The organism is Enterococcus lactis (genome assembly GCF_015751045.1).
Classification (GTDB): Bacteria; Bacillota; Bacilli; order Lactobacillales; family Enterococcaceae; genus Enterococcus_B; species Enterococcus_B lactis.
In genome coordinates this window covers 44,715-57,986 of the sequence record NZ_BNJW01000021.1, presented here as the reverse complement: position 1 = coordinate 57,986, position 13,272 = coordinate 44,715, and the positions used below count along the sequence as shown (strand labels likewise).

The window sequence follows — 13,272 nt, the reverse complement described above, 5'->3', positions numbered from 1 at the left end:
AAGAAAACTAATACTTTTGATAAATGAATTATTTACTAGAAAAAGCATAGTAAATGGCACTTGGTATGCAGCAACAGCTATTACTGGTAACCAGAGTTATCTACACCCTGATATATTTAATATAAAAAAAGTATGCTATCATCTCCCCATCTTTCCCAGTGAATTTTTATCTAATGAAACTAGAACAAATTTAGAAAAATTAGGTTGGTATAAATTAGACTTTGAAACTAGAACAAATTTAGAAAAATTAGGTTGGAATAAATTAGACTTTGAATATGTAAACAAAATACTAATTGATATTTTATGTGAAGTAACAGCATTGTGTTCCATTGGTGAAGCGGAAAAATGGGATATGAATATATATATTAATGATCGTAGTCGTGTTGCTGATTATTATGAATGTGAATCAACTCCAAGAATTCGAAGTATAAAAGAAATTACGAAAAAACATGTGGAACTTTTTATAAATTATGAAGGGTTTTCTTATTCTACTATAAATAAGTCCGTTTTCGATAAAGTTAGTGAGTATCTTAAAAATAATTGTCCTGTACAAATAAATTATGATATATATAAATATAATAATTTAAATGGAGGAGAATTTGAATTAACTATTGACTATAAAGATATTATAAATAATATAGTTGAATACGCTTTACAAATAATTCAAGAAAAAAAGAATTCGTGGAGTGAATGGATAGAAAAAATTCATCTTATGCAAATGAAATATGAAGGTCCTTGGAATGGTTACGATCATATGAAAATTCTTGAAACTTTAACAAAGACATATTTCAATTTTAACATCTACGATCTTCAGGCTGTCTCTCACCACAAGGATGAAAATTTAAACTCTAAAATTAAACATAGACTAGAACATGAGAATTTAAGAAAACTGTTTCCTGAAGAAGTCTTCTTGATAGAAATAGAATTGGAAAAAGCCTTTCTTATAGAATTTACTGATACGCTCAAAATAGAAGAGGAATTCATAATATCTTTTCAGGAGTTAATAGAAACTTTAGAAAAAGAAGAAGAGGAAAAAGAACAAAAAATTCAGTTGGTAAAAAACGTGATACAAGTAATTCAATTAATTAAAACCATTGGTGCAAGCTAGTGGTTTCAGACTATAGACAAAGTACTGAGGTTTTAGTGCTTTGTCTTTTTTATCCGTTAAAATAAAAGCATAAATTTTAGGTATATCCAGATGTCTCAAAACAAGATATGAATAAACGCGCACAAATCCTTTGTCATTAAAAATAGTCCAATCTTCTACAGAGAAAATTGGACTTCATCGATAATATATTTGGATTTATATTTATTTCAGATAACTAATACTACCGGAAATACCATAGAATAACGTCAATATTTCCAGGTGTCCAGCTGTAAGTTTTAAAAATTTTATTTAAATGATTTGCTTTTTTACGATAGACATCAATTCAATATACTGCATCTTCTATCTTCAAATTTTGTGGATTCATTTGTTTTATTTTTTCATCAGTTTTAAATTCTTCAGTTTTTAATAACGATCGAACAACCATTTCATCCACCGTACCAAAGTAGCTTGGAAATAATAACGCTAGTAATCCTGATGCACCAGCTACACCAAATCCGTTGATTTAGTATATATACAAAAATATCCTTTCAGATTAATGTTTCGTTGACTCTATTTCATCCGATCTAGAAATTATAGCATCAAAAATAGTCCAATCATCTTTATTGGATGATTGAACTTCAAAACTGTAATAATATATCTATAAATTATATTTATCTCATTAACATAATGGTAATGAAAGCCCTAATTTCCCTTTCTAGATTTGAGAGGTAGTTCATTGAATTTTTCTAATTCAAAAATCATAGCTTTTTTATCAGGTATCAATTCACCTTCCAATTGATATCTCATTTCTTCTTTCCATTTATCTTTCATTAATGATCTCAAAATATTTCTAAGTGCTCCATACTGCATCTTAATACTTCCTTTTTGTTGACTTTCAGATTTTGAAAAAGGAATAGATTTTAAAGAATTAGCTTTACAAGCTTGAATTGCAAAGATTTTATTTTCCCTATCTAGCAAAGGTCTTATATGACTCGAATACCCTAGAGCTTCTGCAATCGACTTATCAAATGTTATAGAATTTTTATTAAGAGTCAACAAATAATTTCCAGTTGTTTCAACATTAATTACTTCAAAATTATAGTCATCAAAATTTAATTTATTCAATATATATTTTCTCCTTCCGATAATACATCAGCAATTTCTTTTTTTGTCCATTTTACATCAATTACTATAAATCCTTTAAATACACCTGATTTAATGGTAGAAATAAATGTTTTAGGTTTCTCAATATCTTTAGTAATCCTATTGTTTCTACTGTTATGTGGATTAGATAATAATTGTTGAACTAGATTCCACTCTTCTTCAGAAACAATCGCAGGTACTCCATTTTTAAGAAGATATTTTGGTTTTTCACCGCGATTAATTCTTGTTTTATGCGTAAAACAGTCAACTGTATATGTTTTTTGCATAATTACCAAACCATAATACTTCTCGTTTCTCAATATACGATAAATTGAGGAAGATTTCCACTTCCTACCCATTGCTGTAGGAATATCTGCCTCATTTAATAAGTTAGCTATATCAATAGCACAAACGCCTTCAATAAAATTCCTATAGATAAATCGAACAACCTCTGCTTCTGATTCTTCAATGACTACTTTTCCAAATTTATCTTTTTTATAACCCAATAGATTATGTGTGGGAATAATGGCTAATCCTTTTTTAAATCTCTCAACAATAGACCACAATATTGCTTCACTTTTTTGTTCACTTTCAGCTTGTGCTACTGCACTAGTAAAAAGTAACAATGTTTCTGTAGCTAAATCTAATGTATTCAAATTTAAATCTTCAATTAATACTCCTACTGGGTTAGGCAATGTTCATAATTCTCTAGTGACTGTTATAAAATCAACTGTATTTCTTGAAAAACGACTAATACTTTTTACAATAATTAAATCGATTTTACCTAAACGACAATCTTCTAACATTCGATTAAATTCTTCTCTTTTTTTGATTGTAGTTCCGGAAACACCTCTATCAGCATAAATGTCTACAAGTTCCCATTCAGGATTTAATAAGACTTTTTCCTTATAGGTTTGAATTTGTAACTCAAAACTTCCTGATTGTGCCTCAGCATAAGTACTTACCCGACAATATGCAGCTACTCTTTTTTTTCTGATATCAGAATTAGTAACCTTAGCAGGAATAATTTCTACTTCTCGAGTATTATTAAACGCCTCCTGTATCTTCTTCTGTTGTTTGGTTATTCGCTTCCCCTTTCTCAAATAGACATTTTTTTTATCCACAAATTTCACATCCTGAATTAATAAATCTACACTTTGATTATATTATGGTATCATCGCAATACCAAGAAAAATCATATTAATTATAATGAATTTATTCGAAAAAATATCATTATTTGTGGTACGGAGCCCCCGCATTGATCCGGAAGGCACGGTAGATTTGCTCGACGAGGATCAGACGCATCAATTGATGTGGATACGTCATTTTGCCAAAAGAGATCTGAGCATTGCTTCTTTTCATGACGGCTTCGCTGAGTCCTAAAGAGCCGCCGATAACAAAAACAAGGTGGCTTTTTCCTTGGATACCTAATTGGTCGATTTGTTTAGCAAAAGATTCGCTTGTGGGATTTTTCCCTTCAATTACTAAGGCATAGACATATTCTTGTTCTTTGATTTTCGCTAAGATTCGTTCTCCTTCTTTTTCTTTTACTTGTCTCATTTGCGCTTCACTTAAATTCTCCGGGGCTTTTTCGTCAGGAACTTCGATCAATTCGATTTTTGCATAGGCATTCAGCCGTTTGACATACTCATTGATACCTTGGATCAAGTATTTTTCTTTTAATTTTCCTACTGAAATAATTTTGATATTCATGTTTTCTCTCCTTTGATCTTCACGCTCACTTTGTTTATTATAATCAATTTTTTCGTCTATATGTTTATTTTGGCTATTTTTGTTAAAAAGATTTCCCCAACAGTTATGCACAACATCCACAGGTTTATCCACAGAAAACAGTGTTATTTTACCTTATTTCATCACATTTATTAGGCAAACATACGTTTTATAAGAATTTATCCACTTTATGCACAGGCTGTGGATATGTTTTATCCCTTATTTTTCCAATCCTATTCGCGTAGTTTTACACAGTATCTGTGGAAAAAGAAAATCAAATATTTTCATCTGAAAACAATGATTTTTCCTAAAGTTTTTCATAAAAAGTTCACAGTCTCAAAGTAGACTAAAGTCAACAAATAAGACTATACTAAAAGTAGATAAATGAATGTAATTGGAGGAGGAACACATGGATAGAAAAAATGTGACACCAAAGATGAAAAAAAATAAAAATAATAGCCTCTGGCGTAAGTTGGGTCTGGGGCTTGTTGGAGGGATCGTTGGAGGACTACTGACAGCTGGCATTTTTTATGCAGCGATGGGCACTGGCAACAATAGTTCTACTGCTACAAGCGGCAATCAAAATTCAGCCGGTGAAACAGTTGTCGAAAATGTCAAAGTCAATGTAGATTCTGATATCACCAAAGCGGTAGATAAAGTTCAAGACGCTGTCGTTTCTGTTATCAACTTACAAAGTCAAAATCAATCAAGCGGTTTTGGCGGATTATTCGGGCAGCAAGAAGAAAGTAGCAGCTCAGATGATAGTAATTTGGAAGCTTATAGTGAAGGAAGCGGCGTAATCTATAAAAAAGACGGGAATACTGCTTATGTAGTCACAAACAACCACGTAGTAGATGGACAGCAAGGTTTGGAAGTCATGATGAAAGACGGGACGAAAGTAAAAGCTGAATTAGTTGGAACAGATGCTTATTCAGATTTAGCGGTGTTGAAGATCAATTCAGATAAAGTCGAAACGGTTGCCTCTTTTGGTGACTCAAGCGCTCTGAAGGTTGGTGAACCTGCGATTGCGATTGGTTCCCCATTAGGATCTGAATATGCGAATTCTGTCACTTCAGGAATCATTTCTTCTTTGAATCGACAAGTAACAAGTACGAATGAATCGAACGAAACAGTCAATATCAATGCGATCCAAACAGATGCAGCGATCAACCCGGGAAATTCTGGTGGTCCTTTAGTGAATATCGAAGGACAAGTTATCGGTATCAACTCAAGTAAGATCGCAAGTACTTCTGAATCGACTTCTAATGTAAGCGTAGAAGGAATGGGATTTGCTATTCCAAGTAACGATGTAGTGAATATCATCAATCAACTGGAAAAAGACGGAAAAGTGACACGTCCAGCTCTAGGTATCACAATGGTCGACTTATCTGCCGTTTCTACACAGCAACAAGAACAAATATTGAAGATTCCTTCATCTGTAACTAACGGTGTCATCGTGACAAATGTCCAAACAGCTACACCGGCTGAAAAAGCTGGATTGAAACAATATGATGTCATTACTAAGATTGATGACAAAGAAGTTTCTTCTGGCGTAGAACTTCAATCTGCTTTGTATAAGAAAAAAGTGGGAGATTCTGTCAAAATCACTTACTATGAAGGCTCGAAAGAAAAAACAACTACTGTTGAATTGACGATCGATCAATCGGCATTAAAACAAAATCAAAATAGTGAAAATTAATAAAAAAAGAGGTTGTGACAAAGACTTGTCACAACCTCTTTTTTAAATGGTGTTCTTCTGCCAACTTCTTGCGACTCAGAGTGAAACGGCAGGCTCACAACCTCTTTATTTTGGAAATGCTTCTCCGACTACGGCATCCTCAGGCAATACTAAGATTCCTTTTTTTGCTGGAGCATTTGGCAAATGCAATTCACGAGCGGAACAGATCATTCCATAGCTGTCTACCCCTCGCAAAGTTCCTGGCCAGATCATCATTCCATCCGGCATCATGGCTCCTGGTTTTGCAACGACAACTTTTTGTCCAGCTTCGATATTTGGTGCACCGCAAACGATTTGCAATACTGTCCCATTGTCTACTTCTGTCTCAGTAATCGATAAATGGTCAGAGTCAGGATGCGGGACGCATGTTTTGACATAACCGACAACGATCTTCGGTTCATGATCAGCTTCAAGCTGTTCTTCGAATCCTGCTTCTTTGATTAATCGATTCAATTTCGCTAATTCTTCATCTGTTAAGCTTACTTGGCCGTTCCCTTCGATTGTTAGATGATCGGAGATATGGAAAAAGTTCCAAGCAACAACTTGACCTTGTTCATCTTTGATCCGAGCAACATTCCATTTACGTTCAACAGTGTTTTCTGTTCCTTTATCGTCGGCTATGATAACCATCAAAGTGTCTCCGACGTGTGCTTTGTTATAAGCAAAAATCATGTTCTTTCCTCCATTATCCTTTGCTGAGATTTATCTTAACAAAAAATTGCATTCACTGCATGAGATTTTTTTCATGCTTTATTTCCGAAGAAGCTTCTTCTGGAACACCATTTATTCGTAACAAGGGACTGTGACAAGACTTTTGTCACAGTCCCTTTACTGTTTTAGTGAATTGATTAAAAATATTATACAAGTTCCACTTGCTTAATTACTTGGTTGTTCTTCTTCGTCAGAAACGATCAAGACATCACAAGGTGAATGACGTATAACGTAGCTGGCTACACTTCCTGTCATAAAGCGTTCGACTGCATTTAGTCCAGACTGCCCAACCATGATTAGATCGATTGCATATTTTTTTGGCAATTTGACTGCCATGGATTCACGAACAGAGCCGTAGGCAATAATTCCTTCTATATTTGTGTAATCAACAGATTTTCCATATTCTTTACATTCTTCGATCATTTGCTTGGCTGTTTCAGTTTGCTGATCGACTAGATTTTGATCAATAGGAGCATAGCCCATAAAGTTATAAAATTGCTGATCGATTACGTTTGCTACATATACTTTCCCATTATTACGGCGAGCCACTTCTACCGCTTTTTTGAAAGCAGCAAGTGCTTGTTCACTACCGTCGATACCTACTAAAATGTTCTTATATTCTTGATTCATCTTGACCCCTCCTAACAGATGTCAGCCTTTTATTACACTTTCTAGGAACGATTCGATTTCCTGTTTTGTTTTACGATCTTTATTCACTAGACGACCTAATTCTTTTCCGTCTTGGATCACGACAAAACTTGGGATACCAAAAATGTTCCATTCAGCGGCTACATCTATGTACTTGTCACGGTCTACTTCAATAAATTGCCAATCAGAAAAGTCATTTTCGATTTCAGGCATTTGCGGTTTGATAAAACGGCAGTCTCCGCACCAGCCGGCAGTAAAGAAAAATACACTCTTTCCAGTTTCTACGTAGCCTGCTAATTCTTCTAAACTATTTGGGATAATCATTCTTTTTCCTCTACTTTCTCTTTATGTATTTTTCAATTAAATTATACACCTTTCTTACGAACTAACAAACATTGATCCTCTTTTTATAAAAAAAATCTGACAAAAGGTTGCTTTTGCCAGATTTTATAGTTTTACTATCGCGTTATTTTCCGTATACGATCGTGTTCACTGTTGATTTATCCAAACCTTTCAGTGTTTGAATCAACATTTCTCGTGCAGCTTCAAAATCGCGAATACTGAACATCGTTTGATGCGTATGGATATAACGTCCCACTACGCCAATCACTGTACTTGGGATTCCTTCATTTTGTGTATGAGCAGCACCTGCATCTGTACCGCCTTTTGAAACAAAGTATTGATAAGGGATATTGTTTGTTTCAGCAATATCCAGCAAGTACTCACGCAAACGAGGAAGCATGATCAAACCTGGATCTTGGATACGCATCAATGTACCTTCTCCTAAATGTCCGAATGTGCCATTTTTCGTCACTGTGTCATCTGCTGCAGAGCAGTCTACTGCAAAGAACAGATCTGGCTTGAATTTATTGACAGAAGCTTTAGAACCACGTAAGCCTACTTCTTCTTGGACATTCGCGCCTGCAATCAATGTATGACCTAATGTTTCATTTTGTAACGCTTCTAAAGCTTCTAATACCATTGTACAGCCATAGCGGTTGTCCCACGATTTGCTGATGATATTCTTTCCGTTGGCTGTTTTGATCGTTTCAGCATAAGGCACAATTGTGTCTCCTGGAAGGACACCGTAACTCATTGCCTCTTCTCTTGATTCAAACCCAGCATCGAACAAAATATCTGTTACTTCTACTGATTTTTGTCCGCTTGTTCCTCGCAATAAATGTGGGGGAACGGAAGAAGAAATACATGGATAATTCTTACCAGTAGAGGTTTTAAGTGTAAAACGTTGAGCAGAAACAACGTAAGGGTTCCAGCCGCCTAGAGGGACGACTTTGAAAAGCCCGTTTTCTTGGATTTGTGTCAGCATGAATCCGACTTCATCCATATGTGCTGCGACCATTACACGAGGTGCATCCGCTTCTTCATGGTGGCGCAGTCCAAAAATGCCGCCCAAACCATCTAACTGTAACTCATCTACCAGCGGTTCCATATGACTTTCCATATAGGCTCGAACGTCTTGTTCAAAACCGCTTGTTCCTTGTAATTCTGTTAACTCTTTGATTCGTTGAAATGTTTTTTCTTCCATATGCTATTCGTCTAAATTTCAGACTAAACTCCTCTCAGACTTATATTGATCTGCGGATAAAATATGATTTTTTCTGCAGACCGATTGTATTTATTATAGCTTATTTTTTCTGGTAGCGGTTATTTATTTCAAAGAAAATATGAGAGTGTGGTAAAATAAGCACAAGGAGTAGCAAGTGAGAAGAAGGAGGTATATCCACATGTATGAAGAAAGCGAATTAAGCTATTTTAAAGGCGGGTTAGCCGTTGGGATCGGTCTAGGATTATTGAGCGGGGTAGCTTCAACGATTTGGTATCATCGCAAAAAAGTGTTATCAGCAGACCAAGTGCTTGAAAATATCAAAACATCTTTTTTAAAAGAAGGCGCAATCGAAGGTTCTTGGATCTCTTTTGAAAAAGAACCTATTAGAAAATTCGCCGTTCGGTCGAGTGCTTATCGAGGTGGGCTTTCTCGGATAGAAGATGGCGAAACTGTTTATTATGAATTTTTAGCAGATGCTCATACAGGAACCGTATTAGACATTTCAAGAAAAAAGGGCGCAATAGATTAATACGTCAAAAAAATGAAATAACGAATACGCACCCACTATCTAAAAGAGAGGTCTCCTATCCTTCTTTTATAGTGGGTGGTTTTTTAGACAGGTCTTTCTAAACACATATTCCAGTATTTTCTTTTTAAATAAATGATATTTAGCGGGAAAAACTAGCATTTACTTTGATTATGAGGTATTTTTAATTCAGCTTTTGTTTTCTATAGTTAAGGAGAGTGAAAAATGGAACAACAAGAAAAAATTGCTGTTCTGATTCCTTGTTACAATGAGGAAGCAACAATTTCAACAGTCATTGCAGACTTTAAACGAGAATTACCAGAAGCAGATATTTATGTCTATGATAATAATTCGACCGATCGAACATACGAATTGGCCGTTCAAGGTGGAGCAATCGTAAAGAAAGAACCACGTCAAGGAAAAGGGAATGTGATCCGTCAAATGTTCTTTGATATTGATGCCGATTATTATTTGATGGTAGATGGCGATGACACTTATCCCGCCGAAGCTGTACATGGTTTGCTTGAGAAATTACGTTCTGGCGAAGCAGATATGGTCATTGGCGATCGTCTATCAAATGGAACCTACTTTGATGAGAATAAGCGTCCTTTCCATGATTTTGGAAATAACCTTGTTAGAAATACAATTACTAGAATGTATAAAACAAAAATTCTTGATGTCATGACCGGCTATCGAGGATTCAATCGAATTTTTGTCAAAAGCTTCCCTATTATGAGTTCTGGTTTTCAAATCGAAACGGAATTGACGATCCATGCTCTAGATAAAAAATTCAAGTTCGTTGAGATCCCAATCGAATATCGGGACCGACCAGAAGGCAGCGTATCAAAATTGAATACATTCTCTGACGGATTCAAAGTGATCATGATGATCATCAAAATGTGCAAAGATTATAAACCTTTGCTTTTCTTTGGGATCTGGACCATCTTCTTCTTTTTATTTGGATTGGTCACGGGGATTCCTGTGATTCGTGAATATATGTTGACAAGCTTCATTACACGCATCCCTTCTGCGATTTTAAGTACTGGATTGATGACTTTAGCCCTTCTTTCATTAGTAACAGGACTGATTTTGGATACGGTCGTCACGAACGCAAAGAAAGAGTACGAGTTGAATCTATATCATGTGTATCATGAATACCATAGTAGAAAATAAAAAAAGGATCAAGGATGCAAAGATAATTTGCAATTCTTGATCCTTTTTTAATTAATTATTTCGCCAAACGATAGATGGCATCTGCATAGATTGCTGTTGCTCTGAACAAGTCATCAAGACTCATAAATTCGTTTGCTTGGTGCATTGTATCAGTATATCCTGGGAACATCGCTCCATAAGCAACGCCACGTTTCAACAAACGTCCGTAAGTTCCGCCACCGATGATTTGTTCGTAGCCTTTTTCTCCAGTGTGGTCTTCATAGACTTGCAATAATGTAGCCACCAATGGATCATCCATTGGTACGTAATGTGGTTCCATTACGCGAGCACCTCGAGTAACTGTTGCGCCTTCTTGGCCCACTGTTTGTTCGATGTCACTTTGCAATCCGTCTACTGTTACACCTTTTGGAAAACGGAAATTCATATTGATGAAGTTCGCTTCCTCTGTACCATTCTCTTCAAAAGCAAACAGTCCAGCATTCATTGTCAATTTGCCCATTTTTTCATCTTCATAAGCGACTCCTAGTTTTTCTCCATAGAAATCTTCATGGACATAAGCAGCTGCTACATGGATAAATTGTTTAGCAGATCCTAAGAATTCATAGTTGTCTAAGAACAATGCCAAGAAAGAACCTGCATTGATACCAGATTGTGGGCTTGCACCATGTGCACCTTTACCAACTAATTCGATTTTTACATACGTATTGTCTGCTTCAATCGTTCCGCTTACTGGATTGGCTTCGATGAATTGGTAAAATGCTTCTTCCATCGCGATAGCTGCATCTGCACTTGGTACTTGAAGTGCTGCAGTTGCTGTTCCTGGCACCATGTTTTCGCGAAGTCCGGAAACAAAAGATTTCAATACATAATCTCCTGCATTGTCGCCTTTGAATCGTAAAGCTAAAGAAACATTTCCTTTTTCACCATTGATGATTGGAAATTCAGCATCTGGCGAGAAACCAAAATCTGGTTCTTCTTCATGTTCGAAATAATAAGCCATATCGCCCCAGCCGCTTTCTTCATCACTACCGACTACGAAACGCACTTTTTTCGATAGTTTCAAGTCAAGTTCTTTAATGATTTTCATCGCATAGTAAGCTGCCATACTTGGGCCTTTGTCATCACTTGATCCGCGTGCAAAGATCTTTCCATCCTTGATCACTGGTTCATAAGGATCTGTGTCCCAGCCATCTCCTGCAGGAACGACATCCATGTGTCCAAATATCCCTAGTGTTTCGTCTCCTTCGCCAAGATCAATATGCCCTGCATAGTTATCGACATTTTTTACTTTAAATCCATCACGTTCACCATAAGCTAACATATGTTTCAATGCGTCGCGAGGTCCAGGTCCAAATGGTGCATCTGGTGTTACTTTTGAGTCGTCTCGCTCGCTGTTGACACGTAAAAGATTTTTCAAGTCTTCAAGCAAGTCTTCTTTACGTGCTTCTACTTCTTTTTGCCAATCAATTGTCATAAAGTTAATCCTCCACTTATTTAAGTCTTCGTGTTCATGATACCACAAATTACAGAAAAAAATAGTTCAAAAAATCTGACAATTCCTTTTCTTATCTGTTTTTCTCTAAAAAAAATATACGTTATAATGAGTAAAAGGAGGTTTTTTGATGCTGATAGACAAACAACTAGTGAAAAGAGTCATCACACCTCGTCCAAAAATTTCACATAAAGGAACATTTGGACGTGTCGTTTTGATTGGCGGCAATGAACAATACGGCGGAGCAATCATCATGAGTGCTTTAGCTGCCGTACACAGTGGAGCGGGTCTCACGACAGTAGTAACGGATGAAAAAAATCGGAGTGCCCTTCACAGTCATCTGCCAGAAGCAATGATCGTAGATTGGACGGATACTGACCAGTTTCTTTCCGTGATAAAGCAAGCAGATGTACTCTTGATTGGTCCCGGATTGGGCACTTCTTCCAAGAGTTTGGAACGTTTCAAACAAGTACTAGATAACCAATCAAAAGAACAATGGCTGGTGATCGATGGCTCTGCTTTAAGTTTACTGGCTGCTAACCATCTTTCGCTACCCTATCCCGAACAAACAGTACTTACACCTCATCAAATGGAGTGGCAACGGTTGAGTGCTCTACCGATACAGGAACAGCGAGATGAAGAAAACAAAAAGAAGCAACAGGAAATCGGTGCTGCGGTCGTTTTGAAAAGTCATGAGACAAAAATTTATGGTCACCAACACTTCTACACCAATCCTTTAGGTTCAGCTGCTATGGCAACAGGCGGCATGGGTGACACTTTAGCAGGAATGATCACAGGATTCTTCGCCCAATTCCCTCAAAATGACCAAACGATTGCGGCAGCTGTTTATCTTCATAGTTTCATCGGAGACCAGCTAGCAAAAGAACAATATGTCGTTTTGCCGACACAGATCAGCGAAGCACTTCCGAAGTGGATGAATTATTTTTGTAAAAAATCAATGGAAAACGAGGCATGAATCATGGAGAAATTTACAGGTTATGTACGAGAACCTTTTTATTATGAAACAGATCAAATGGGGATTATTCATCACAGCAATTATATCCGCTGGTTTGAAGAGGCTCGGGTAGCCTTATTGGTACATCTAGGGTTTCCCTATAAAAAAATCGAAGAATCTGGGATCATTATCCCCGTTCTGGAAGTAAATTGCAGCTATAAAGAAATGATCCATTACGGAGAAAAAGTGAGCATCCATCCAACTATCCAAAAATATACGGGGACACGTTTGGATTTTAGCTACGAAATTGTGGGAACTGAAGACAAAAAATTAAAAACTATTGGTAGCAGTAAACACTGTTTCTTACTTTCTGATTCGCAACGATTAGTGAAGCTGAGCAAAGTCAATTCGGAGCTAGATCAGTTATTCCAAGCGTACGCTTCTCTGGATAATGCTATTTCTTAATAAAAACCGTCTAAGCATTTTTCTTGTATTGTGTTG

The 13,272-nt window shown here is 36.3% G+C and carries 15 protein-coding genes; 6 read left to right on the top strand and 9 right to left on the bottom strand.

All coding sequences use genetic code 11. The annotated features are described in order from the left end of the window. Positions 1-1,108, top strand: a 1,108-nt coding sequence (locus KFO35_RS14215; protein WP_244653259.1) for a hypothetical protein, incomplete at its 5' end; no start/stop codon positions are given. Positions 1,109-1,789: 681 nt separating this feature from the next. On the opposite strand, the gene KFO35_RS11120 is transcribed toward KFO35_RS14215, so the two are convergent. The 4 genes from KFO35_RS11120 to rlmH all read right to left on the bottom strand — a co-directional run bounded on the left by KFO35_RS11120 (position 1,790) and on the right by rlmH (position 3,943). Continuing rightward, complete coding sequence (locus KFO35_RS11120; RefSeq protein WP_010721782.1) at positions 1,790-2,212, bottom strand: hypothetical protein; 423 nt, start codon at positions 2,210-2,212, stop codon at positions 1,790-1,792. After that, positions 2,209-2,925: a recombinase family protein gene (locus tag KFO35_RS14210; RefSeq protein ID WP_231401898.1), complete on the bottom strand. Its 717-nt coding sequence runs from the start codon at positions 2,923-2,925 to the stop codon at positions 2,209-2,211. The genes KFO35_RS11120 and KFO35_RS14210 overlap by 4 nt, the downstream gene beginning before the upstream one ends. Positions 2,926-2,928: 3 nt before the next feature. Beyond that, complete coding sequence (locus KFO35_RS14205) at positions 2,929-3,354, bottom strand: recombinase family protein (RefSeq protein WP_231401897.1); 426 nt, start codon at positions 3,352-3,354, stop codon at positions 2,929-2,931. Positions 3,355-3,463: 109 nt separating this feature from the next. Next, positions 3,464-3,943: a 23S rRNA (pseudouridine(1915)-N(3))-methyltransferase RlmH gene (gene rlmH / locus KFO35_RS11110; RefSeq protein WP_002315620.1), complete on the bottom strand. Its 480-nt coding sequence runs from the start codon at positions 3,941-3,943 to the stop codon at positions 3,464-3,466. A 427-nt stretch (positions 3,944-4,370) separates the two neighbouring features. Here rlmH and KFO35_RS11105 point away from each other — a divergent pair, with 427 nt between their 5' ends. After that, a complete protein-coding gene (locus KFO35_RS11105) occupies positions 4,371-5,660 on the top strand; it encodes a S1C family serine protease (protein WP_002290101.1) in 1,290 nt (429 codons plus the stop codon). Between the two features lie 105 nt (positions 5,661-5,765). On the opposite strand, the gene ytpR is transcribed toward KFO35_RS11105, so the two are convergent. The 4 genes from ytpR to pepA form a co-directional block, all read right to left on the bottom strand. Next, complete coding sequence (gene ytpR, locus KFO35_RS11100) at positions 5,766-6,371, bottom strand: YtpR family tRNA-binding protein (protein ID WP_002294153.1); 606 nt, start codon at positions 6,369-6,371, stop codon at positions 5,766-5,768. Between the two features lie 204 nt (positions 6,372-6,575). Beyond that, positions 6,576-7,040: a universal stress protein gene (locus KFO35_RS11095; protein ID WP_002292633.1), complete on the bottom strand. Its 465-nt coding sequence runs from the start codon at positions 7,038-7,040 to the stop codon at positions 6,576-6,578. A gap of 21 nt (positions 7,041-7,061) precedes the next feature. Further along, positions 7,062-7,382 carry a thioredoxin family protein gene (locus tag KFO35_RS11090; RefSeq protein ID WP_002292632.1) on the bottom strand — a complete coding sequence of 107 codons (321 nt, stop codon included), beginning with the start codon at positions 7,380-7,382 and terminating at the stop codon, positions 7,062-7,064. 142 nt (positions 7,383-7,524) lie between these two features. After that, a complete protein-coding gene (pepA, locus tag KFO35_RS11085) occupies positions 7,525-8,604 on the bottom strand; it encodes a glutamyl aminopeptidase (protein ID WP_002294156.1) in 1,080 nt (359 codons plus the stop codon). 199 nt (positions 8,605-8,803) lie between these two features. On the opposite strand from pepA, the gene KFO35_RS11080 reads away from it, so the two are divergent. Then, positions 8,804-9,154 carry a PepSY domain-containing protein gene (locus tag KFO35_RS11080; RefSeq protein WP_002292629.1) on the top strand — a complete coding sequence of 117 codons (351 nt, stop codon included), beginning with the start codon at positions 8,804-8,806 and terminating at the stop codon, positions 9,152-9,154. 222 nt (positions 9,155-9,376) lie between these two features. Next, positions 9,377-10,324 carry a glycosyltransferase family 2 protein gene (locus KFO35_RS11075; protein WP_002315618.1) on the top strand — a complete coding sequence of 316 codons (948 nt, stop codon included), beginning with the start codon at positions 9,377-9,379 and terminating at the stop codon, positions 10,322-10,324. Between the two features lie 55 nt (positions 10,325-10,379). Here the strand turns inward: KFO35_RS11075 and pepV are convergent, their stop codons facing one another. Beyond that, the gene (pepV, locus tag KFO35_RS11070) at positions 10,380-11,798 is read right to left on the bottom strand and encodes a dipeptidase PepV (RefSeq protein ID WP_002294157.1); all 1,419 of its coding nucleotides are present in this window, start codon (positions 11,796-11,798) and stop codon (positions 10,380-10,382) included. A gap of 148 nt (positions 11,799-11,946) precedes the next feature. Here pepV and KFO35_RS11065 point away from each other — a divergent pair, with 148 nt between their 5' ends. Both KFO35_RS11065 and KFO35_RS11060 read left to right on the top strand, forming a co-directional pair. After that, on the top strand, positions 11,947-12,792 hold the full coding sequence (locus tag KFO35_RS11065) for an NAD(P)H-hydrate dehydratase (RefSeq protein WP_002315616.1): 846 nt from the start codon (positions 11,947-11,949) through the stop codon (positions 12,790-12,792). A gap of 3 nt (positions 12,793-12,795) precedes the next feature. Beyond that, positions 12,796-13,236: an acyl-CoA thioesterase gene (locus KFO35_RS11060; protein ID WP_002309714.1), complete on the top strand. Its 441-nt coding sequence runs from the start codon at positions 12,796-12,798 to the stop codon at positions 13,234-13,236. The last annotated feature ends 36 nt before the right edge of the window (positions 13,237-13,272 follow it).